The sequence below is a fragment of the Thermodesulfovibrio sp. 1176 genome (assembly GCF_029946585.1).
Lineage (GTDB): Bacteria > Nitrospirota > Thermodesulfovibrionia > Thermodesulfovibrionales > Thermodesulfovibrionaceae > Thermodesulfovibrio.
The window spans coordinates 534883-557716 of record NZ_JARZRZ010000001.1; the positions used below are offsets into that span (position 1 = coordinate 534883).

At 31.5% G+C, this 22834-nt stretch carries 19 protein-coding genes and 1 tRNA gene; 11 read left to right on the forward strand and 9 right to left on the reverse strand.

The window, feature by feature from the left end; all coding sequences use genetic code 11:
* The first annotated feature begins 1 nt into the window (after position 1).
* The 10 genes from QI155_RS02935 (at position 2) to QI155_RS02980 (ending at position 13069) form a co-directional block, all read left to right on the forward strand.
* The gene (locus tag QI155_RS02935; protein WP_068861375.1) at positions 2–2011 is read left to right on the forward strand and encodes a VC_2705 family sodium/solute symporter; all 2010 of its coding nucleotides are present in this window, start codon (positions 2–4) and stop codon (positions 2009–2011) included.
* Entirely contained in the window at positions 2008–2241 is a 234-nt protein-coding gene (locus tag QI155_RS02940) for a YggT family protein (RefSeq protein ID WP_068861374.1), read from the forward strand. Before QI155_RS02935 ends, QI155_RS02940 begins: the two co-directional genes overlap by 4 nt.
* A gap of 46 nt (positions 2242–2287) precedes the next feature.
* Positions 2288–4126, forward strand: coding sequence for a putative nucleotidyltransferase substrate binding domain-containing protein (locus QI155_RS02945; RefSeq protein WP_068861373.1), 1839 nt, complete (start codon positions 2288–2290; stop codon positions 4124–4126).
* A 125-nt stretch (positions 4127–4251) separates the two neighbouring features.
* A complete protein-coding gene (locus QI155_RS02950) occupies positions 4252–6153 on the forward strand; it encodes a DUF294 nucleotidyltransferase-like domain-containing protein (RefSeq protein WP_068861372.1) in 1902 nt (633 codons plus the stop codon).
* 2 nt (positions 6154–6155) lie between these two features.
* Positions 6156–6845 carry a 3'-5' exonuclease gene (locus tag QI155_RS02955; protein WP_068861371.1) on the forward strand — a complete coding sequence of 230 codons (690 nt, stop codon included), beginning with the start codon at positions 6156–6158 and terminating at the stop codon, positions 6843–6845.
* Between the two features lie 14 nt (positions 6846–6859).
* A complete protein-coding gene (locus QI155_RS02960) occupies positions 6860–7159 on the forward strand; it encodes a DUF485 domain-containing protein (RefSeq protein WP_068861370.1) in 300 nt (99 codons plus the stop codon).
* Positions 7159–8697 (forward strand): cation/acetate symporter ActP, encoded by a 1539-nt coding sequence (actP, locus tag QI155_RS02965; protein ID WP_068861369.1) that lies wholly within the window; start codon positions 7159–7161, stop codon positions 8695–8697. Before QI155_RS02960 ends, actP begins: the two co-directional genes overlap by 1 nt.
* Positions 8698–8732: 35 nt before the next feature.
* The gene (gene acs / locus QI155_RS02970; RefSeq protein ID WP_068861368.1) at positions 8733–10700 is read left to right on the forward strand and encodes an acetate--CoA ligase; all 1968 of its coding nucleotides are present in this window, start codon (positions 8733–8735) and stop codon (positions 10698–10700) included.
* A gap of 188 nt (positions 10701–10888) precedes the next feature.
* Positions 10889–12193 (forward strand): UDP-glucose/GDP-mannose dehydrogenase family protein, encoded by a 1305-nt coding sequence (locus QI155_RS02975; protein WP_068861367.1) that lies wholly within the window; start codon positions 10889–10891, stop codon positions 12191–12193.
* A 15-nt stretch (positions 12194–12208) separates the two neighbouring features.
* Positions 12209–13069, forward strand: coding sequence for a hypothetical protein (locus QI155_RS02980; RefSeq protein ID WP_068861366.1), 861 nt, complete (start codon positions 12209–12211; stop codon positions 13067–13069).
* Here QI155_RS02980 and QI155_RS02985 read toward each other — a convergent pair.
* From QI155_RS02985 to QI155_RS03005, 5 genes are read right to left on the reverse strand one after another with little or no spacing between them, the layout of a single operon-like run.
* Positions 13041–13853: a TraB/GumN family protein gene (locus QI155_RS02985; protein WP_281321055.1), complete on the reverse strand. Its 813-nt coding sequence runs from the start codon at positions 13851–13853 to the stop codon at positions 13041–13043. The genes QI155_RS02980 and QI155_RS02985 overlap by 29 nt on opposite strands.
* Positions 13854–13894: 41 nt before the next feature.
* Complete coding sequence (locus tag QI155_RS02990; protein ID WP_281321056.1) at positions 13895–14746, reverse strand: hypothetical protein; 852 nt, start codon at positions 14744–14746, stop codon at positions 13895–13897.
* A 7-nt stretch (positions 14747–14753) separates the two neighbouring features.
* Positions 14754–15866, reverse strand: coding sequence for a histone deacetylase (locus QI155_RS02995; RefSeq protein WP_068861681.1), 1113 nt, complete (start codon positions 15864–15866; stop codon positions 14754–14756).
* A 1-nt stretch (position 15867) separates the two neighbouring features.
* Positions 15868–18495 carry a hypothetical protein gene (locus tag QI155_RS03000; protein ID WP_068861680.1) on the reverse strand — a complete coding sequence of 876 codons (2628 nt, stop codon included), beginning with the start codon at positions 18493–18495 and terminating at the stop codon, positions 15868–15870.
* 1 nt (position 18496) lies between these two features.
* Positions 18497–19555, reverse strand: a complete 1059-nt coding sequence (locus QI155_RS03005; protein ID WP_068861679.1) for a metallophosphoesterase — start codon at positions 19553–19555, stop codon at positions 18497–18499.
* 141 nt (positions 19556–19696) lie between these two features.
* Here QI155_RS03005 and QI155_RS03010 point away from each other — a divergent pair, with 141 nt between their 5' ends.
* Positions 19697–20695, forward strand: a complete 999-nt coding sequence (locus QI155_RS03010) for a potassium channel protein (RefSeq protein ID WP_068861678.1) — start codon at positions 19697–19699, stop codon at positions 20693–20695.
* Positions 20696–20761: 66 nt separating this feature from the next.
* Here the strand turns inward: QI155_RS03010 and QI155_RS03015 are convergent.
* The 4 genes from QI155_RS03015 to QI155_RS03030 all read right to left on the reverse strand — a co-directional run bounded on the left by QI155_RS03015 (position 20762) and on the right by QI155_RS03030 (position 22728).
* Positions 20762–20835: transfer RNA gene (locus QI155_RS03015), tRNA-Arg, on the reverse strand.
* A gap of 25 nt (positions 20836–20860) precedes the next feature.
* Entirely contained in the window at positions 20861–21229 is a 369-nt protein-coding gene (gene queF / locus QI155_RS03020) for a preQ(1) synthase (protein WP_068861677.1), read from the reverse strand.
* On the reverse strand, positions 21204–22160 hold the full coding sequence (gene hemH / locus QI155_RS03025; protein WP_068861676.1) for a ferrochelatase: 957 nt from the start codon (positions 22158–22160) through the stop codon (positions 21204–21206). Before hemH ends, queF begins: the two co-directional genes overlap by 26 nt.
* Positions 22153–22728 carry a UbiX family flavin prenyltransferase gene (locus QI155_RS03030; RefSeq protein WP_281321057.1) on the reverse strand — a complete coding sequence of 192 codons (576 nt, stop codon included), beginning with the start codon at positions 22726–22728 and terminating at the stop codon, positions 22153–22155. Before QI155_RS03030 ends, hemH begins: the two co-directional genes overlap by 8 nt.
* Between the last annotated feature and the right edge of the window lie 106 nt (positions 22729–22834).

Sequence of the window (22834 nt, forward strand, 5' to 3'; positions counted from 1 at the left end):
TATGGCTAAGGAAGCTATGGATGCATGGAGAGCTAAATTAAGAAAAATTTATGGAATTTATACAGGGGTCTTTGTTCTTTTTGTGGTGAGTCTATGGATATTCGAAACAATGGGATTAGACCCTAAATTTATTGGATATGCCTTTTTGTTTGGAACAATCGGAGTTTATGCAGCTATTGGAATCATTTCAAGAACATCTATAGTTGCTGAGTATTATGTTGCTGGAAGAAAAGTGCCTGCGGTGTTTAATGGAATGGCAACAGCCTCTGATTGGATGAGTGCAGCTTCTTTTATAAGCATGGCTGGTGCCCTTTATCTTCAAGGCTATGATGGACTTGCATTTATTATGGGTTGGACAGGGGGGTATGTATTGCTTGCTGTACTTATAGCTCCATACTTAAGAAAATTTGGACAATACACAATCCCCGATTTTCTTGAGTCTCGATATGGAGGGAAACTGCCAAGACTCATTGGTATAATTTGTGCACTTATTGTATCTTTGGCTTATCTTGTTGCCCAGATTACTGGAGTTGGAATTATAACCAGTAGATTTCTTGGTCTTACTTTTGAACTTGGTGTTTTCGTTGGTCTTGCTGGTATTTTGGTTTGTTCTTTTCTTGGCGGTATGAGAGCAGTAACCTGGACACAAGTTGCCCAATATATCATTTTAATTATTGCCTATATGATTCCGGTTGTAGCAATATCCTATAAGCATACTGGAGTACCAATACCACAAGTCATGTATGGACAGGCACTTCAAGTAATAGAAGAAAAACAAAAACAACTTAAAGATGACCCAAAGGAAGTCGAAGTAAGAGAGATATGGAAAAAAAGAGCAGAGGATTTGAACCAAAAAATTAAAGCATTGCCAGACAGCTGGGCAAAGGAAAAATCTGAATTAGAAGAAAAGATAAAAACACTACCTTCAGATGATCTAAAAAGGGTAGAGGCAGAAAAAGCTTTAAAGGCTTACCCAAAAACTCCAGATGAAGCAAAGGAGAAATGGACTGCTGATATGAAAACAGCGCAGGGAATGTCTAAGCCTCCAAAATCCTATGTGCAACCTCCAACTGACAGTAAAGGAATAATTAATTTTCTTGCTTTAACTTTCTGTCTTATGGTAGGAACTGCAGGGTTGCCTCATATTTTGATGCGATTTTATACAACACCAACAGTAAAAGAAGCAAGAAACTCTGCTGCGTGGGCACTATTTTTCATATTCCTGCTTTATTTTACAGCACCAGCTTATGCAGCCTTTGCAAGAAGCGAGATTTTAACAAATATTGTAGGACAGGCTTTTACAGCTCTTCCAGCATGGGCAACTAAATGGGCAGGAGTTGGATTGATAACAATTAAAGATTTAAATGGTGATGGTATTATTCAGTTTGCTGAAGTAAGAATTCATGCTGACGCTGTTGTCCTTGCAACTCCAGAAATTGCAGGACTACCATATGTTATAGCAGGTTTAATTGCAGCTGGTGGATTGGCTGCTGCACTTTCAACTGCTGATGGACTACTCATAACTATGTCGAATGCTATATCCCATGACCTTTATTACAAAATTATAAATCCTAATATATCTCCATCAACAAGAGTTAAAATTGGAAAAGCTCTTCTGCTTGTAGTTGCTGCAATTGGAGCTTACATTGCAACCTATAAACTTGCCATTATAGTTGAACTTGTTGCCTGGGCATTCTCCATTGCTGCTGCTACATTTTTTCCAGCTGTTGTTTTTGGTATATGGGACAAAAGAATGAACAGGGCTGGAGCGGTTGCTGGTATGATAGTAGGACTTACTGTTACTCTGTATTATTTGATAGGTAGTAGATTTTATGGGTTAGACTGGTTTGGAATAAAAACAATTGCATCTGGAATTTTTGGTATTCCAGCTAATATAATAGTAGCACTTATTGTGTCAAGGCTTACAAAAGCTCCTGACTCTGAAATTCAAAATTTTGTAGATAATATAAGATATCCAAAAGGTGCGGTAGGAGCAGGTAAAGAAGAATGACTTTAAAACTTATACTGAATTACACAATTGCTTTCTTTATGTGGCTCGTCTTAGGACGAGCCATTATTTCTCTTTTTACGAAAAATTTAAATAATCCAATTTATGCAATTTTTTACAGGGCTACCGAGCCACTATATAAAATAGCAAGAAAAATATTTCCCTATGGAACTACAATGTTTATAGTTGTTGTGCTGGTAATTTTGAGAATTTTAGTTGTAAAATATCTCTGATTTTTACTTTTGGAATAATTTGCTCGAAACAATATGAGGCATTCTTATGGAAGATTTAGAACAATTTATAAAAAATACCTATCCTTTTAACAGGCTTCCTGTTGAAGAAATAAGAAGTTTATGCAATTTTTTATTAAAGAGGGAATATCAAAAAGGCGATATAATTTTTAAAGAAGGTAACCAACCACTTGAATTTCTTTATATAGTTAATAGAGGAGAGGTTTTTCTTGAAAAAAACAATCAACTCATATATCATTTAAAAGAAAGAGATATCTTTGGATATGTCTCTTTACTTGGAGAACTACCTCCTGCCACTACAGCCCGTGTCGTAGAGGACAATACAGTTATATTACAACTACCAAAGGAAATTTTTATTAAACTTATTTCAAAGTATGATGAATTTGCAAAATTTTTTACAAAGGAGCTTGCAAAAAGAGTACACAGACTTCCTCAAACTAAGACTTCTTTTCAGATGGAAAGACTTATTGATGTTAGAATCAAGGATATAAAATTAAAAGACCCTATAATAATTGACTCTGATATAAACCTTCAAGAGGCAATAAAATTAATGGCTGAGAAAGATTCAACTTTTTGCCTTGTAAGAAAAAATAATTCTTTGGGAATTATTACAGAGAGAGACATAATAAAAAAAGTACTTGCAAAGGACCTAAATCCTCAAAATATAAAGGCAGAGGAAATAGCAACTTTTCCTGTAATTGAAATTTCTTCATCGGAACCTCTTTTTAATGCTCTCCTTACCATGGCAAAACATGGAATAAGAAAACTTATAATTAAAGACGGCAATTCTATTTCAGGAGTCCTTGATGACAGGACAGTAATTTCCCATGAAAGTAAAAATATAATTTTTCTTATAAAAGAAATTGATAAGGCAAAGAAAGTAGAAGAGCTTTCATATTTATATTCAATAATACAGGACAGTATAATTGAGGGTGTTTTAAGTGGAATGGATCCAGAGTATGTGGGGAAGTATATTTCAGAATTAAATGACCGTTTCATGATGAGAACTTCACAGTTAACTGAAAATTTTTTAGGTTCAGCGCCTTCTTCATACAGTATTATGGTTATAGGTTCAGAAGGAAGAAGAGAGCAGAGTCTGAAAACTGATCAAGATAATGCTTTAATTTATGAAAATGAACATAAAATATACTTTGAAAAATTTTCTCAAACCTATATTGATTTTTTACTTAAAATCGGATTTCCACCTTGTCCTGGGAATGTTATGATCAGTAATTCTTATTGGAGAAGGAATAAAGAAGAATGGTTTAAAGAGATAAATAAATGGATTGAAAATCCGAAGCCAGAGAACATTTTAAATATAAGTATATTTTTCGATTTCAGAAATGTTGCAGGAGTAGAATATCTTGCTGAAGATTTAAGAGATTACATAAAGAAAAAGATAAAAACAAGTAAAACTTTTCTTCCTTTTCTTGCCTCTGAGTCGGTAAAGTTTAAACCTCCACTTAGTTTTTTTAAAACCTTTGTTGTAGAAAAAACTGGAGAGCATAAGGGAAAGATTGATATAAAAAAATATGGTATTTTCCCTATAGTTCATGGTGTAAGAGTCTTAACCCTTGATAATGAAATAGTTGAAACAAATACCTTTGAAAGAATAAGAGCTTTGCGAAGTAAAGGAGTATTAACTGACCAGTTTTCGAGAGATTTAGAAGAATCTTACAGATTCTTAATGAGTTTAAGATTAAAATCGCAGGCAATTCAATTAAGGGATAGTAAAAAACCCGATAACTTCATTGATCCCCATATTCTTTCAAAAACTGAAAAAGGAATTTTAAAAGAATCTTTCAAAAAAATTGAAGAATTTCAAAAGTTTCTATTTGATAAATACAATTTGAGATATTTTTCTTAGAATTGTAACTTTTTTACACATTCCATTGTTACTTTTAGTAACATAATAAATTGTAAAATAGATAAAAATCCTTTTTATTTTGAACAGTTATAATATTGGCATATAATTTGCTCTCCTATAATTAGATGGTAAAAATAATAGAAGACACAATAGAATTTCTAAAAAGTGTTCCGCCATTTGAGTTTTTAGATACAGAAGTTGTAAATTCTGTTGCCGTTAAAACCTCTTTGGAGTATTATCCGAAGGGTACTCATATACTTATTCAAGATGGCTCTCCGAGTGAATTTCTTTACATTATAAAGAAAGGTGGAATAAAGGTTTACAGAAAAGTTAACGGAGAAGAAATAACAATTGACTTCCGAAGCGAGGGAGATTCCTTTGGTTTTGTTTCATTAATTAGTGGAGATAAATCTCGTGCAAATGTAGTTGCTATAGATGACACAATATGCTATTTAATTCCAAAAGAGACAATGTTGAATCTTATGAATAAATATCCTGAGGTAAGAGATTTCTATTTAAAGTCCTTTATGAATATATATCTTGACAAAAAATATGCTGAAGAGACTTCTAAGAGAACACTTATTGGTTCTGTTGATAAAATTCTTTTCACTACAACTGTTGAAGAAATAGCATCAAAAAATGTTATCTCCATTCCTGAGCATACTTCAATAAAAGAATCTGCGAGAGTAATGTGTGAAAATGGAATAAGTTCTCTTGTAATTATAAACAATGAGGGAATTCCAGTTGGAATAATAACTGATAAAGATTTACGAAGAAAAGTAGTTGCAGCAGCAAGGGATGTTAATGAACCTGTAAAGAACATAATGAGCTTCCCGATAATTAAAGTTGATGCAAAGGATTATTGTTTTGAAGCAATTGTAAAAATGCTTAAATACAACATTCATCATCTTCTTGTTATTAGAAATGGTCAAGTTGGTGGAATAATTACAAACCATGACATTATGATGCTTCAAGGATTTTCTCCAGTAACAATAGTGCGAGATATAGAGATGCAACAGAGCATTGAAGGAATTATTCATACTTCAAAACAAATAACAAATCTTGTTGGCAATTTACTTCAGCAGGGGGCAAAAGCAAGCAACATTACAAGGATTATGACGGAGATTAATGACAGAATAGTGAGAAAAATAATTCAGTTTGCTGAGAGAGAATTTGGGCCTCCGCCTGTTCCTTATTGTTGGATTGCTCTTGGTTCTGAAGGGAGGAAGGAGCAGACATTTAAAACTGATCAAGACAATGCTCTAATTTATGCTGATCCTATGGCAGAACAGGAAGATTCAGTTAGAAAGTATTTTTTAGAATTTACAAATTATGTCAAAGAAAGTCTTCTTAAATGCGGTTTTCCACCTTGTCCTGGAGATATTATGGCAAGTAATCCAAAATGGTGTCAGCCTTTTAAAGCGTGGAAAAAGTATTTTTCTCAGTGGATATATACACCAAAAGGTGAATCAATAAATCTTTCAAATATATTCTTTGATTTTAGAGCTATTTACGGAGATTTTTCTCTTGAAGAATCTTTAAGAGATTATCTTTTAAGTATAGTTAAAGACCAGAGAATTTTCTTGGGTTATCTTGCAAATCTTGCTGTAAGAAATAAACCACCTCTTGGATTTTTTAAAACATTTGTTGTTGAAAAAAGCGGTGAACACAAAGACAAACTTAATTTAAAAATAAAAGGAATTGCCCCTATAGTTGATATTATCAGACTTTTCAGTCTTGAAAAGGGAATAAGGGAAACTTCTACATTGGAGAGAATAGAAGCCCTAAAAAATAAACATGGTGTAGTTAGAGATTATGCAGATGAAATTATTTATGCCTTTGAATTTCTAATGCTTTTAAGAATGAAACATCAGTATGAACAGGTTATTCAGGGGATTATGCCTGATAATTTTATAAATCCAGAAAAATTAAGCAATCTTGAAAAAAAATTGCTCAAAGACACCTTTCAGCTTATATCAAAGTTACAGGATATTTTGATTGAAAGATATAAGCTAATGATAATTTAAACATGTTTACCATATTTAAAAAAAAGAAAAAAATCTATGAATATAAAGGAGTATCAATAGGTGAAACAGACTTTGCGGTTGTAGATACAGAGCTTACAGGACTCAATGAAATCAAAGATACAATCATTTCCATAGGTTCTTTAAAAATGAAGGGTAAATCTATAAAAATGGGAGAAGTATTTTACAGAACCGTAAAGCCAGAGAGTTTCATAAAAAAAGACAGTATTATGGTTCATGAAATTACTCCAGCAGAACTTGAATCATGTCCTGATATTGGTCCAATTTTAAGGGAATATCTTACCTTTGTAAAAGATTTAATAATTGTCGGACATTGTATTTCCATTGATATTGCCTTTTTAAAAAAAGCTATCTATAAACATTTAAAGCAAACATATGACCCTATTGCAATTGATATATTTGCAATATATAATTGGCTTATTCAAAAAGATTTACTACCAGAGGAATTTATATACAATAAATCTCTTAAGGATATAGCTTATTCTTTGGGTATAGAAGCAAAACAACTGCATGATGCTTTATCTGATGCTTTTGTTACCGCTCAGGTTTTTCAAAGATTGATAACATTGCTTGGAGAAATCAAAATTTATACTGTCGATGATTTATTAAACATTGGTAATCCAAATATAAAATTAGATTTAAATTTAGCTAAAAAACAAACATTTCAATTTTAAAGGGAGGGGTAGAGATGAAAGACAGGATACTAAATTCTCAAGAATTCAAAAGTCTTGTAAGAAGTAAGAATACGATTTCTTTAATTCTTACAGTGGCTCAATTATTTATTTACTTTGGTTTTATACTTCTTTTAGCTTACAACAAAGAATTTTTAGGGCAGAAAATTTATGGACCTGTTACGGTAGGTATTCCAGTAGGGATCGGTGTAATAATTTTAACCTGGCTTCTTACAGGAATTTACGTAGCTTGGTCCAATAAGAAGTATGATCAAAAAGTATCTGAAATTAGAGAAAAATTGGTTGGAGGTGAATAATGCAGACAGTTTTAGGACAGCCTACTTTAACAGGTATAACTTTCTTTCTTTTATTCGTTTTTGCAACTTTATATATTACCTATTGGGCAGCTAAAAGAACAAAAACAACAACAGAGTTTTATGCTGCTGGAAGAAGTATTACAGGATTTCAAAATGGTTTAGCTTTAGCTGGAGATTACATGTCTGCTGCAAGTTTTCTTGGAATTGCAGGTTTGGTGGCACTTAAAGGATATGATGGGCTTATCTATGCTGTAGGATTTCTTGTTGGATGGCCTATCGTAACATTTCTTATAGCAGAACCATTAAGAAATCTTGGTAAATATACTTTTGCAGATGTTGTTGCATACCGATTAAAACAGAGACCTATTAGAACAGCAGCAGCAACAGGAGCATTGATAACGGTACTTTTTTATCTTATTGCTCAGATGGTTGGTGCAGGCTCACTAATAAAACTTTTATTTGGACTCCCCTATGAGATTGCCGTAATAATCGTTGGATGTCTTATGATTGCTTATGTTCTTTTTGGTGGAATGCTTGCAACAACATGGGTTCAGATTATAAAGGCTATTTTACTTTTAGGAGGTTCTACTATTTTAGTTTTTCTTATTCTTCTTTCTTTCGGTTTCAATTATATTGAACTTTTCTCAACAGTGACAAAAAATTATGGTGATAAAATTGTTCAACCTGGAGGCTTAATAACAAATCCCTTTGATGCAGTATCTTTAGGAATTGCTTTAATGTTTGGGACAGCGGGACTTCCTCATATTTTAATGAGATTTTATACTGTTCCAGATGCTAAAGAGGCAAGAAAATCAGTATTCTATGCAACAGGATTTATTGGATATTTCTATATTCTCACCTTCACAATCGGATTTGGCGCAGCAGCACTGGTAGGCCAAGAGCTTATAATGAAAATTGATAAAGGTGGTAACATGGCAGCTCCTCTTTTAGCAGAAGCACTTGGAGGAGAAATTTTTCTTGGCTTTTTATCCGCTGTAGCCTTTGCAACAATTCTTGCAGTTGTTGCCGGTTTAACCTTAGCAGGTGCTTCCGCAGTATCTCATGATCTGTATGTTGGGGTAGTTAAAAGAGGAAGGGCAGATGAAAAACAGGAAGTAAAGGCAGCAAAAATTGCTACATTATGTCTTGGATTGCTTGCAATCATTCTTGGTATTGTCTTTAAAGGTCAGAATGTAGCCTTTATGGTAGGATTAGCTTTTTCGATAGCTGCTTCTGCAAACTTTCCAGCTTTACTTATGTCCATTTTCTGGAGAAAATTTACAACACAGGGAGCATTATGGAGTATTTATACTGGTTTAACTTTAAGTGTTATTTTGATAGTTTTAAGTCCAACTGTATGGGTTGAAATTTTGAAAAATTCACAGGCAATATTTCCATTGAAAAATCCTGCAATAGTTTCTTTCTTTGCTTCCTTCGCTGTAGGTATATTAGTGTCTCTTTTAACACAGGAAAAGGAAGCGGAGGCAAAATTTGAGTCAGAAAAAATCAGGTCTTACATTGGAGTTGGTGCAGAATAAATGTTAAAATTAATAGAAAAAAAGGAGGTAAATCTATGACACAAGGCATTGATGTATTACTTAAAGAACAGAGGGTTTTCCCTCCACCAAAAGAAATATCAGAAAAAGCCTACATTAAAAGTATGGCTGAGTATGAGGCAATGTATAAGAGGTCAATTGAAGATCCTGAAGGTTTTTGGGCAGAGATTGCTGAGCAAAACATTACATGGTATAAAAAATGGGATAAGGTTTTAGATTATGATTTCAATAAGCCTTATATTAAATGGTTTATAAATGGAAAACTAAATGCTTCCTATAACTGCCTTGATCGTAACCTTAATTCCTTAGGAAACAAAGCAGCACTTATCTGGGAAGCAGACGATGGGGAGGTCAAAACTTATACTTACTGGCAACTTTATAGAGAAGTGAATAGATTTGCTAATGTTCTTAAAAAGCTCGGGATTAAAAAAGGTGATAGAGTATCAATATATCTTCCCATGATACCCGAGCTTCCTATTACACTTCTTGCCTGTGCAAGAATTGGAGCAATTCATAGTGTTGTCTTTGCAGGATTTTCAGCCCAGTCATTAAGAGACAGAATAAATGACTGTGGAGCAAAGCTTCTTATTACAGCAAATCAGGGAATTCGTGGAGGAAGAATTGTTCCATTAAAAGCTAATGCAGATCAAGCTCTTGAGGGAGCTCCTTCAGTAGAAAAAGTAATTGTGGTAAAAAGAACTCCTAATTTTGTTGATATGGATCCTCAAAGAGATTTCTGGTGGCATGACCTTATGAATGATCCAGAAATAGCTAATTACTGCGAACCAGAAGTAATGGATGCAGAAGACCCACTTTTTATACTTTATACATCAGGTTCTACGGGAAAACCAAAGGGTGTGCTTCATACAACTGGTGGATATATGGTTTATACAAACATTACATTCAAATGGGTTTTCGATTATAAACCTGAGGAAACATTTTTCTGTACAGCAGACATCGGATGGGTTACAGGACACAGCTACATTGTCTATGGGCCATTAAGTGCAGGAGCAACATCTTTAATGTTTGAGGGTGTTCCAACATATCCAAATCCTGGGAGATTCTGGGAAATAGTTGAAAAACACAGAGTAAACATATTTTATACTGCACCAACAGCAATTAGAGCCTTAATGAGAGAGGGTGAAAAGTGGCCCTATAAATATGATCTTTCAAGTTTGAGAATACTTGGGACTGTTGGAGAACCAATCAATCCAGAAGCATGGATTTGGTATTACAAACACGTAGGAAGAGAACGTTGCCCAATAGTTGATACATGGTGGCAGACAGAAACAGGTGGATTTATGATTACACCACTACCAGGAGCAATGACACTTAAACCAGGTTCAGCAACAAGGCCATTTTTCGGAGTTGTTCCACGGGTACTTAAAGAAGATGGTTCTCCTGCAGGAGTAAATGAGGGTGGCTATCTTGTAATTGAAAAACCCTGGCCAGGAATTTTAAGAGGTACATGGGGAGATCCAGAAAATAAAAGAATTAAAGAAGTTTATTTCTCAAGATTTCCCGGTAAATACTTTACAGGAGATGGTGCCAGAGTTGATGAGGATGGAGATTATTGGTTAATGGGAAGAATCGATGATGTTATAAATGTTTCTGGACACAGAATAGGTACAGCTGAAGTTGAATCTGCCTTAGTTGCCCATCCAGCAGTTGCAGAAGCTGCTGTAGTTGGATTCCCCCATGATATAAAAGGTGAAGGTATTTATGTTTATGTAGTTTTAAAGGAAGGATATGAACCATCAAAGGATTTGGAAAAATTATTAATTTCCCATATAAGACAGATGATAGGACCGATTGCAACTCCAGATAAGATTCAGTTTGCAGGAGGACTTCCAAAAACAAGAAGCGGTAAAATAATGAGAAGAATTTTAAGAAAAATAGCTTCAGGAGCAATTGAGGAACTTGGAGATACCTCAACTTTGGCAGATCCTTCAGTTGTAGAGGAACTTATCGCAGGGAAAAAATAAACATAAAAATATTGCCCCTGGAGGTATTTCCAGGGGCTTTTTTTATTCAAATTTTAGTAAAATCCAAATACTTAAAAAAAACAAATCATTGAAGAATTTTTTGATATTTTTATAAGATATATGATGGTTTGTATTGGTAAAATCTTCGCATAAAATTTATAATAAAAAATTTTTGTAGGAGGCTTTTCATGCATATAGCAATAATTGGAACAGGTTATGTAGGACTTGTTACAGGAGCTTGTTTTGCTGAATTTGGAGTTTTTGTGACCTGTGTTGATAAAGACAAAAATAAAATAGAAAAATTAAAAAAAGGAATTATTCCCTTTTATGAGCCTAATTTAGAGGATTTAGTTAAAAGAAATACAAAAGAAGGTAGATTAAAATTTACCACCAAAATAGATAAAGCAGTTGATGAATCTCTTGTAATTTTCATAGCAGTTGGAACACCTCCAAGAGGAGATGGTTCAGCTAATTTAGAGTATGTTGAGGAAGTTGCTAAGGAAATAGCAAAAAATATGAAAAACTATAAAGTTATTGTTACAAAAAGTACAGTACCAGTAGGAACAGGTATTAAAATAAAGGAATTAATCAATAAATATCTTGAAAGACCTGTAAATTTTGATATTGTATCAAATCCTGAATTTCTCCGTGAGGGTTCTGCGGTAGAGGATTTTATGAGACCTAATAGAGTAGTTATTGGTGCTGAAAGTGAGCAGGCAATAGCGATAATGAAAGATCTTTATAGACCTCTCTATTTACTTGAAACTCCCTTTGTAATTACTGATATACCAACAGCTGAACTAATAAAATATGCTACAAATAGTTTTCTTGCTACCAAAATATCTTTTATCAATGAATTATCAGCTCTCTGTGAGGTTGTTGGAGCAAATATAAATGTTGTTGCAAAGGCGATGGGATTAGATGGAAGAATTGGACCTAAATTTCTCCATGCAGGAATAGGATTTGGAGGTTCCTGTTTACCAAAAGATACAAGGGCTCTGGTAAGAATAGCTGAAGAAAAGGGAGTTCAGTTAGGTATAGTAAAATCATCAATAGAAGCTAATGAAAGACAAAAAGAGAGATTAACAAAAAAAATCATAGATGCTTTTGAAGGCAAGATAGAAGGTAAATCAATAGGTATTCTTGGACTATCCTTTAAGCCAAATACTGATGATATAAGAGAAGCACCTTCATTATTCATAATCCAAAGACTTTTACAAGAAAAAGCATTAATCAAAGTTTATGATCCTGCGGCAATGGAAAATACAAAACAAGTTTATCCTCATTTAATTTATTGTGCTGATGCCTATTCTGTTGCAGAAAATACCGATGCATTGGTAATTGTTACAGAATGGAATCAGTTCAGAAATCTTGATCTTTTAAAAATCAAGAAATCAATGAGAGGTAATCTTTTCTTTGACTTTAGAAATATCTATGAACCTGAAAAGGTTAGACAAATTGGCTTTAAGTATTATAGTGTGGGTAGATTATAAGGATTTTTTAAAATTATGCTTTCCAATGAAGAAATACAATTCATAAAGAAAAATGCCTATATACCTGAGCATTTATTAGATTATGTAATTTCAGTATCTGAGGCAACACCATTTTTATATACAAATTATCTATTTTATCTGAAGGATGGCTTTCTAACATTCATAGGGTATTCATTAAATGAGAAATTTGAATCAGAAGAAATTAAAGAAGTTTTAAATTATGTTGTCTCCCAATACAAACCAAAAAGTGTGGCTTTGATATCTCCCTTTTTTATAATTCCCCAAGATGAATGTATAGAAAGTGAGAGTGATTTTTATTACAGAATTGATCTGTCAAATTTTAGAATTAGCTCAAAACTAAAGAATAGTATCAATAGAGCAAAAAGAGAAGTAGAGATAGAAAAAACAAATTATATAACTGATGAACACATTTCATTAATTGATGAATTTGTTAAACTCAGGCAAATTGATGATTATAGGAAGTATATTTTTTATAAAATTCAAAATTATTTGGAAAATTCTAACACTGTTCAAGTTTATAATGCTATCAACAGCAAAGGAAAACTCGTAGCCTTCGATGTTGCAGATTATGGAGCAGAAAAATATGCCTTTTATATGTTTAATTTTATAAATCGCAGATTTTATGTTCCTGGTGTATCAGATTTACTTCTTTATAACATTATTGAAACTGCAATAAAGCAGAAAAAGTATTATTTAAATTTAGGTTTAGGGATAAATAAGGGAGTTGTTTTTTTTAAAAAAAAGTGGGAGGGATATCCATTTTTGAGACATGAATTTTGTTTTTACAATGTGAAGGTAGAGAAAAAATTTTCTATAAAAAAATTTTTTAAAAAACTCTTTCAGAAATTGTATTAACTGAAAATCCTGCCTCAGTTAATATGTCTATAATTCCAGGAATATGAGTAATACCTAAAAGAATAACGGAATTCCCTTTTTCTATAAATGGCAACATTCTCTGAAATAAAATAGGGTCTCTTTTATCAATAATAGATTCACATCTTGTAGGAAAATCTTTAGTAACTTCCATTAAATTGGCTAAGTCTCCTTCTAAGTAAGTTTTTTCATATATTTTAATGTAATCTTCCCAATTTTCAATTTTTTTTAAAAAATTTAATATTCTTTCAGCAGGGATTCCTTCCATAGCTTCTATTTGTTCTTCTATTGTTTCCAAGAAATAAATATTTTTATTGAGATTTTTAGCTATATGAAAAGCATCCATATCCATATAATTTTTCCAGCCCAATATATCAAGAAATTCATACCATAAAGAAAAGAAGGCTAACCAATGTTTATAATTTTTTAAAATATCTGTAATCTGCCTTTTATAGTAAACTGTAAGATGTATTTCAGCAAAATCTCTAACTGTGTGAATTATTCTGTCTAATGATATATATACAAACTTTTTTACCATATTATCGATTACTTTTTTGTCAATCAGATCATAGAGAGGACTTTTATTACCTTTAACACCAATTTCTATCACCTTTTGTATTTTATCGATATCATGGGGTCCTTCCAGTACAACATTTTCTACTTTCTTTATGTAAATATTTAAACTATCTTGAAAATTTTTAGAGAAAATATGTGAGGTGCCTATCAAATAGGACTTTTTTGCCCCTACTTGTATTGCCCATATCATTTTTAATTTTTTTTGTTTTTTGAAAAAGTCTAATAGCATATTCATAATTTTATTTTATAGTTTGATAAAAAATAATCAAAAATTTTTGAATAGTTTTCATACTCATAAGTTCTATATCTTAAAAAGGGAGTCCCACCCCATTTTTTCTTAAATCTTCTAATACCCTCATTTACTCCTATACCTAAATTAACATATTTTTTCCCTTCTTTTTCAGAAAAATTTATTAGTTCAAACATTAACAAATCAGATGAGTAAGGGATGTAATTTTCTTTAGAGTAACATCCAATTAAGTAAGCTGAGAACTGTTGAGCTGACATATCGATTGCATAAAAAGCTGTAAGCTTTCCATCCTTTGAATAACTACTTAATAAAAATGCTGTTTCATATTTTCTTACATATTCAGGAATCCGAATATAAAGTTCTTTAATATTAGCGGGTAAATTTTTAGTATTTAAAAACTCATTGATTAAGTTAATGTGATATTTAGTAGGGATCTTATCAAATCTTACTTTTAATTTTATTGAAGCCTTTTCTACAATTTTTATTAACTTTCTGTCAATTTCTGTTTTCAAATCTAATTTATAATAATAATCCTCTTCCATCGTTTTAAATTTTTTCAATAAATTCTCAGGAAGGTCTTCTGCAACTATCCATAGATTATCAGGTTTGTATTTTTTTAAAATTTCTTTGATTTTATTTTCAATATCCTTTTTATCAAAATTACCTCTGAGAGGATATCCAATAAAGATTAGCCATTGTTTGTCTCTAAACAGCAAATATTTTTCATCGAGTAGTTCAGGTTTTCCTTTTGACAGAAAACTCATCAATTTAGGTATTTGTTCAGGAACATAAGCTAATTTTAGAATTTCTGATTCTTTATCTGATGTTAACATTTTTTGATTATGACATACATTTCCAGTATTTTTTTAAATAATTTTTAAGTTCTTTAACCATTTCCTTTGTATCTTTTAAAACAGGGTCTTGAAGATATTTTTCAGGAACCTCTTCAGGTTCTTCAATCTCGATTTCTAATTCTGACAATCCGCAGATTAAAGCAAGCCATCCAGAGGATATGGCTTTATCATTATATCCAGATGCAATGGCATCTATTACTTTACCATCGCATATTTGAGAGAGCTCCCTTATGTATTCTCCAATTTTTCTAAAATCAGATATTTTAAGTCCAAGATAGGTTAATGAATCATTCCAGTAAGGATCTGTACCTCCATAGCGGATAATTATTTGAGGGTTAAATTCCTCAGTAATGGGAAATACAACATTTTCAAAGACATACTGATATGAATCCCAGGATGCACCAGGTTTTAAAGGACAGTTTATTGTAAAACCCTTTCCTTTGCCTTCACCAGTTTGCCATACAAATCCTGTCCCTGGATAAATTGTTTTAGGGTCCTGATGAATGTCTATGAAAAGAACTCTTGGGTCTTCATAAAAGTATTCCATAGTGCCATTTCCACCATGAGCATCTGTATCAATGATTAAAATTCTTTCGTAACCATATTTTTCAATTAAATATTTTGCTCCATAGGCTATGTCATTGTAAACGCAGAAACCTTCTCCAAAGGAAGGTTTTGCATGGTGAAGACCACCTCCGATTGAGAAAATCTTTTTGTAATCTTCTCCTTCGATTAAATCACAGGCAAGACGCATTTGTCCAAGAATAAATCTTGCAGCTTTTTCTATGTTTCCCGGGTTTTCTCCAGGAATGTTATCAATGCTTATAAAATTTGATGAAAGGGCAACGAGATAGTTAATTTCTCCCTTATAGGCAGATTCATAAAAATTTTTAACATAGTCTATATATTCCTTTGAACAAATCAAGAGTAAATCTTCATCTGTAACAGGCTGAGCTTGAAGAATCTGATAATCTATGCCTTCTCGTAATTTCTCTTTCAGATAATTAAAAAATAATTTATATCTAATGCTTCTGAAGGGATGTCCTATACCAAAGTCATACTCACTTACTTCATTAGTATAAATTATTGTAACAGGCATATTAGTTCAGAGAAATTTCTTTAAAATTTTTTAATAACTTTGAGCCCTTTTGTCTAAACAGATCTCTAATATGATCATCCATTGTTAAATAGATAACCTGCCAGCCTTCTTGTACTAATTCTATAAGAGTATCAATAAGGAATGGTCTTTTTTTGTAATCGCTGTGCTGAAAAGCATCATCAAAGATTAAGAAAGCGCAATCCTGTTTTAAAATGCTTTTTGCAAAACCAATTCTTAAACCTATCATTACTTGTTCCTTTGCTCCTGTGCTTAAATCCTTAATATTAAAACTACCATAGTCATCGGCTATGACTATATCCCTTTCATCGAATGTTAAAGCTTTGTATCTACCTGTCAATTTATTAATAAACTTTATAATATCCTCTGAATTTAATTTTTCCATAAGCTTTTCATCTTCCTGTTTTTGTAACTCCTGTATTGTATCATGAATGATGATTCCTGAAATTATTTTTGCTTCAATATCTATTAAAGCTTTTTTGATTTCCTCTTTTTTAAGATAAAGTTGTTCAATTGCCTCATTCCAGCTTGTTGTAGGGTCTATACCTGTTAATGAGATAATCTGACCTTTTAAATTATTAAGCTCCTGATTTCTTTTTTGAATTTTTTCTTCCACTTCTGCTAATTCTTTTTCAATATTCTCTAACTCTTCGGGATCAAAATCTTTTTGAGGGTCTTCAATTTCATAATCTCTTTCAGAAACACCCAATCCCTTTAATTCACCTTCGATTTTATTTATTTTTTCCTTGAGTTTATTCCTTACTTCCTCTATTTCCTCAATCTTTAAATTCCAATCATTCTCTTCTATTTCAATTTTTAGAAGTTCTTTTAAAGTTTCTTTAATATTTTGTCCTGTGCTATTTAAGTTTTTTTGTAACCTTTCTTTTTCTTCTATTTTTAATAATTCCTGTTCTTTTAATTCTTCAATTTTAGCAATTTCTTTTTCAATCTCTTCAAGTTCTTTTCTATTAAATTTTATTTCTGAAGCATTTATTTCATATTCCTTATCATCTACTTCTAACTCTTTTAATCTTTCTTTAAGTCTTTGATACTCTTCAATGAGTGAATTTCTTTGTTTTTTTAGATTTATAAGAGTCTCCTTCCATTGATATTCAGATATAGTTGAAATACCTAATCTTTTGAGAGATTCATCTATGTTTTCTTTAATTGTCAGTAATTCTGTTTCAAGTCTTTTAATTTCTTGTTCATAAGTTTCAGCATTATAGAAATATTTTTCCTTTTCATTTAAAAGGGATTCTAAGTGAGCTAAATTTTCAAGTTCTACAGCAAATCTTTTTAAAAATTCATTTTTTATAATTTCAAGTTCCTTTGATTGTTTATAGTTTGTAAAAGATTTTTGAAACTGTATTAAATAATATCCAGAAACTAAAGCTGACAGAAAAATACATAAAATGCCTAGTAATTTTTGGTCAATGAGGATACTTATTATTCCTACTGTAATTAAAATAACTCCAATATAAGGAAAAAATGTAAGAGGTTTGTTTAATTTTAATGGTGAGTTAATGAATCTTATATAATTTTCCCTTGCTGTTTTAAGCCATATATAATCTTTAGATTTTTCCTTTAATTCTCGAAATTGTTTGTTTTTTTCTTCTTTTTCTAATTTTTTATTGTGATACTGAGCAATGTTTATCTCAGTTTTATTTAACTCTTCATCGGGAATTTTTGATAATTCTTCTTCTATGTTTTTTATCTTTTTTTCTATAATGTAAGCTTCATATCTTTTTGCTTTTAGAAGAAGCTCTCTTTTATATAATAGTTCCGGAAGTTTGACTGTTTGTTTGCCTAAAGCAATTAAATCAAAATTGAAATTTTCTATTTGGGTCTTTATTTTTTTGTATTCCTCTAATAGCGATTTCAGTTTGCGAACTATACTTTCTGGTATTTCGTTAAGTTGGTTATTTAGTTTATTTAGTTCCAAAGATAGTTTATAGGCTTTATGTCTTTTTGCTTTAAGTAGAAGTTCCTTTCTTGACTGCATTTTTAGTTTTTTAAACTCCAGATCCTTAATCTCTCCTTGCTCATATTCATTTACTACTTGATTTATTAATCTATCAATTTTTGACATTTTGTCTTTTAATTCGTAATAATCCTTTCCTTCTCCTCTTTTTGCAATTGCTATTTCGGTATCTTCTATTTTTGCTTCCTTTATTGTTATTGAAATTTTTTTGTCTATGCTTTCAAGAATTTTTCTTGGGGAAAGAATTTCTTTGAATACATTTTTATCTATCCCAATTGAGTTTTTAACTATTTCTGTTTCTCCTTCTTTTACTATTAGCAAGTTTGTGAGTATTGGAGGTAATCCCTTTTGTTGTTTTTCAAGAAAGTCTTCAAGTTTTTTCTTTTTAGTTGGCAAGAACTCAACAGGCTTACTTTCCAATCCAGTTACTATAATTTTACCCTGTCCTACTTCTCTTAAATCATTCCAGTAGCTTTTATTTTTAAAGAGACAGTGAATAATAAATTCAACAATAAAAGATTTACCTCTTTCATTTTCACTGTAAATGAGATTTAAATCAGTCAGTTTCTCGTTAAATTCAGCGATTGGTCCGCAATTTTTAACAGATATTTGCTCTATTTTTATTGCCATTTTATTCTCTGAATATAATTTCCATTGCTTGTTCTAAAGCCTTTTCTTTTGAAGTGGTGAATGTGTATAAATTTAGCTGGTCAATTTTTTCTTTTATTTTACTAAGCAAAAAAAATCTCTCACTTTCATAGTCTTTTAATAAATTTATTTGAGATATATCTATATCCACATTTGAATAAACTCCTTGATTAAAAAGTACTTTCTTGATATTATCTGTAAGTTCTTTTAAATCTTGTTTAGTAAAGCCATTAAGTATAATGCGTAACTGTACTTTTTTAAGTTCTTCCTGCGTTAATTGCCAATTTTTAATCATTTGATCAATTTTCCCCTTTAAAAACTCAAGTTCTTCATCAAAGGGTAAAACTAAAAGGGATTCGATAAAATAAATTTTGTCATTATTGACAAAAACTTTTTCTATGTAGTCAGATTTAGTGTCATAAATAATAAATTGTCTTTTTCCTGTCTCTGTAATATCTAATCCGCAAGGTGAACCAGGATAGATTACTTTGCCATATTCGAAGGGTTTATGAATATGTCCGAGTATAACTCTTAATGGATTGAATTTGTTAACTGTTTTGCTCGTAAGAGGCATGTAAAAGCCTGGTTCATAGGGATTTAATTCTCTATTGCCTGTAATGTAATCTCCATGTCCTATTAAAACCCATTTTTCAGGTAATTTTTCATTATAAGCTATCTTAGATAACACTTCATCGATAGATTTTCCATGTTCAAAGGGGATAAAAAGAATTGATAAATTACCAATCTCTTTAATTTCTGCTTTTGTAATGATATCAATATTTGAAGAAGTAAAAAATTTATTCTCAATATTATAGTCATGATTACCGGGTATAACAAAAACTTTAATCTCTGAAAATTCTTTACATAATAGGTCTAATTCACTGTAGTTATAAAATTCTTTGTCAAATAAATCTCCTGCAATTATAAGATTATTGATTTGTCTTTCCTTTATTTGTTGAAAAATATTTTGAAGGGCATTAAATCTCTCAGGAGCTTCATTTTTTGTTTTTAAGTGAACATCTGCTGTAATTGCAACCTTCATTTCTGATTATTTTAGCACAGACAACGATATTTTTTGTAAGCTTAAGGTTAGAACTCGAAATGTAAAATTCTTTTGGAACTATTCAATACTTTGGTATAATTTATTAATATTTCAATGTTGCATATTTTTTCTATAACTTTCATGAGTCTGATTAGAAAAAAAATTTTTTTAATTCCTTTTTTACTCTTCTTCATATTGCTTGCAGGAACAATAGGATATATGTATCTTGAGGAGATGCAATTTTTAGATGCCCTTTATATGACTGTAATTACTCTTGCTACAGTAGGATTTAGAGAAGTTAAAGATCTTTCAGAAATTGGTAAAATTTTTACTATAATTCTCATCTTAAGCGGTTTTGGAATTTTTACCTATGCTCTCACAGTTGGAGCAAGAATAATAATTGAAGGAGAGATAAAGGAGGTTTTTAAAAAAAGAAAAATGGAAAAAAGATTAGAAAATTTTTCAGAACATTACATAGTTTGCGGTTATGGTAGGATGGGAAGTATCATAGTAAAAGAACTTTTGGTTTACAATCTACCATTGGTAATTATTGAAAAAAATAAATCCAATCTTCCTGAAAACGAGGGTATTGTTTATATTGAAGGTGATGCAACAAGTGATGATGTTTTAAAAAAAGCAGGTGTACAGAGAGCTAAAGCTCTTATAACTGTTCTTCCTTCTGATGCAGAAAATTTATACGTAGTTTTAAGTGCAAGAGCTTTAAATGAAAATCTTTTTATAGTAGCAAGAGCAGTAGAAAAAGAAGCTGAAGCTAAACTTATAAGAGCTGGTGCAAATAGGGTTGTATCTCCTTATCTTATAGGTGGACTGAGAATTGCTCATACTGTGTTAAGACCCACTGTTGTTGATTTTTTAGAATTTGCAACAAGTGCGGATTATTTAGAAATCCAAATTGAAGAAGTTGAAGTTTTAAAAGGCTCTCCTTTGATTGGTAAGACAATTGCCCAGAGCGGATTAGGAAAAGATTTAGAAGTTATCATAGTGGGTATAAAAAGAGCAGATGGAAAAATGAAATTTAATCCAACATCTCAAACAATTATTAAAGAAGGAGATACTCTCATTGTATTGGGAAAAACAGATAAATTAATAATGCTTGAGAAAATTGCTCAAGGCAAATAATAAAAGTCTTTTTAAGCCTATTCTTAGGAAGCCTACTTTAAAAAAACTGTTATGGATGATTTTAAATGCGCCCAGGAGGATTTGAACCCCCGACCTACGGATTCGTAGTCCGACGCTCTATCCTACTGAGCTATGGGCGCTAAAAATATTATACCATAGGAAAGTTTATTTGTTCTCAGAAGATATCTTTATAATAGTTTTAACATTACCTCTTGGATTGAAATCACCGATAACTTCAAGAAATCTTGGTTGAAGAATCTTTTTTAAGTCATCAAAGATTTTATTAGTTGCTGCTTCGTGGGAAATATATTGCGACCTATAGGAATTTAAATAGAGCTTCAAAGATTTTAACTCAATAATCTTTTTATCAGGTATGTAATTTATCTTTATAGTTGCAAAATCTGGATATCCTGAACGAGGACAAAGACATGTAAATTCAGGAAAAGTTATCTCTATTTTATAATCTCGGTCGGGATAGGGATTATCCCAAGCTTCGAGTTTTGCCTCTTCAATAGCCTTTTCTCCGTAACGCATCTTTGCCTCCTTTTAAATAATCTAATAAAATACCCTTTAGTGCTTCAATAAATTTTTGCGAGGTATTGAGAGATTCTATTCTAATTAAATTTAATCCCATAGATTGAGCAATCTTTTTATAAACAATATCTATTTCATAAAGAGTCTCAATATGGTCAGATACAAAACTTATTGGAACGATGAATGTTTTTTTTATACCTTTTTTAGCAAGTTCTTCTAAAGTTTTTTCAGTTGACGGTTCTACCCATTTTACAGGACCAGTTCTACTTTGAAAACACAAACTCCATTCTTTAAGATTCATTTTCCTTACAATAGCGTTAACTGTTCTGTTAACTTCAGAAATATAAGGGTCACCTTTTTTATGTAAAGAAAGAGGGATACCGTGGGCACTAAAGAGTACAAAGCCTTCGCCAAAGTTATTAAATGATTTTGATATTTTCTCTGCCCATGCCTCTATAAATAGAGGATAATCACACCATGAATCTATGATTTCGTAACTAAATTTAACCTTTGCAAATTTTTTAAATCTTTCAATAGCTGAAGAGGTAGTTGCTTTGCAAAACTGTGGGTATAGTGATAAAGCAATTATATTTTTTATATTTTCTTTTTCAAACTCCTTTAATGATTCTTCAATAAAGGGATGCCAGTAATTCATACCAACTTTAACAGAAAATTTTTCACCTAAGGATTTTTCAAGCAAATCCGATTGTGAGAGGGTGATTTCCTTTAAAGGAGATTTTCCACCAATTTGTTTATAGGCTTCTATTACTTTCCTACTTCTTAGGGTTGAAATAAGCCATGCCATGGGTTTTTGTAATATTCCAAAATTTGCTATATAGGGATCATTAAAAAGATTGAATAAAAAAGGTTTTACTGCTTCTAAAGAATCAGGTCCTCCCATATTTAGCATTAAAACACCAACTTTAGCCATTCCATCTCCTGTATAGATTATTATCTATCCCCATACAGTCAAGCAATTTACCTACTATAAAATTTACAATATCATCTATATTTTCTGGTTTATGATAAAAGGCAGGTATAGGAGGTGCAATTATAACACCGATCTTTGCAAGCTTAAGCATGTTTTCAAGATGAAGTACACTTAAAGGCATTTCTCTTGGAGCTATTACAAGTTTGCGTTTTTCTTTTATAATTACATCTGCTGTTCTCGTAATAAGATTATCTGCATAACCATTTGCTATTGCAGAAAGGGTTTTCATAGAACAAGGCACTATAAACATTCCCTCTGTTTGATAGGATCCACTTGCAGTAGGAGCTGATATATCAGCATCAGAATAAATTTTTAGATTAGGATGAGTAAAAGATTTTTTTAAATCTTCAAAATTGTTAAAAGATAAAGAAGTTTCTTGTTTTATAACACTTATGGAAGAATTTGAGATAATAAGTTCAGTGTGAAATCTTTCTAAAAGATAATTGAGAAGTTTAATACCATATATGATGCCAGATGCCCCTGTAATTGCTAAAATAATTTTTTTCATTTTTTATGATAACATTTTTATCAAGAAAATAAGAAAAGGAGACCCTTTCACAAGGGTCTCCTTTGGGAGGGACACCCCTTAGGGGGCAACTAAGGGGTGAGGGGGC

Excerpts from the sequence above, each read along its gene's own strand:
- QI155_RS02935 (WP_068861375.1), top strand. The coding sequence starts at position 2 with ATGGCTAAGGAAGCTATGGATGCATGGAGAGCTAAATTAAGAAAAATT.
- QI155_RS02940 (WP_068861374.1), top strand. The coding sequence starts at position 2,008 with ATGACTTTAAAACTTATACTGAATTACACAATTGCTTTCTTTATGTGG.
- QI155_RS02945 (WP_068861373.1), top strand. The coding sequence starts at position 2,288 with ATGGAAGATTTAGAACAATTTATAAAAAATACCTATCCTTTTAACAGG.
- QI155_RS02950 (WP_068861372.1), top strand. The coding sequence starts at position 4,252 with ATGGTAAAAATAATAGAAGACACAATAGAATTTCTAAAAAGTGTTCCG.
- QI155_RS02955 (WP_068861371.1), top strand. The coding sequence starts at position 6,156 with ATGTTTACCATATTTAAAAAAAAGAAAAAAATCTATGAATATAAAGGA.
- QI155_RS02960 (WP_068861370.1), top strand. The coding sequence starts at position 6,860 with ATGAAAGACAGGATACTAAATTCTCAAGAATTCAAAAGTCTTGTAAGA.
- actP (WP_068861369.1), top strand. The coding sequence starts at position 7,159 with ATGCAGACAGTTTTAGGACAGCCTACTTTAACAGGTATAACTTTCTTT.
- acs (WP_068861368.1), top strand. The coding sequence starts at position 8,733 with ATGACACAAGGCATTGATGTATTACTTAAAGAACAGAGGGTTTTCCCT.
- QI155_RS02975 (WP_068861367.1), top strand. The coding sequence starts at position 10,889 with ATGCATATAGCAATAATTGGAACAGGTTATGTAGGACTTGTTACAGGA.
- QI155_RS02980 (WP_068861366.1), top strand. The coding sequence starts at position 12,209 with ATGCTTTCCAATGAAGAAATACAATTCATAAAGAAAAATGCCTATATA.
- QI155_RS02985 (WP_281321055.1), bottom strand. The coding sequence starts at position 13,853 with ATGATATGGGCAATACAAGTAGGGGCAAAAAAGTCCTATTTGATAGGC.
- QI155_RS02990 (WP_281321056.1), bottom strand. The coding sequence starts at position 14,746 with ATGTTAACATCAGATAAAGAATCAGAAATTCTAAAATTAGCTTATGTT.
- QI155_RS02995 (WP_068861681.1), bottom strand. The coding sequence starts at position 15,866 with ATGCCTGTTACAATAATTTATACTAATGAAGTAAGTGAGTATGACTTT.
- QI155_RS03000 (WP_068861680.1), bottom strand. The coding sequence starts at position 18,495 with ATGGCAATAAAAATAGAGCAAATATCTGTTAAAAATTGCGGACCAATC.
- QI155_RS03005 (WP_068861679.1), bottom strand. The coding sequence starts at position 19,555 with ATGAAGGTTGCAATTACAGCAGATGTTCACTTAAAAACAAAAAATGAA.
- QI155_RS03010 (WP_068861678.1), top strand. The coding sequence starts at position 19,697 with ATGAGTCTGATTAGAAAAAAAATTTTTTTAATTCCTTTTTTACTCTTC.
- queF (WP_068861677.1), bottom strand. The coding sequence starts at position 21,229 with ATGCGTTACGGAGAAAAGGCTATTGAAGAGGCAAAACTCGAAGCTTGG.
- hemH (WP_068861676.1), bottom strand. The coding sequence starts at position 22,160 with ATGGCTAAAGTTGGTGTTTTAATGCTAAATATGGGAGGACCTGATTCT.
- QI155_RS03030 (WP_281321057.1), bottom strand. The coding sequence starts at position 22,728 with ATGAAAAAAATTATTTTAGCAATTACAGGGGCATCTGGCATCATATAT.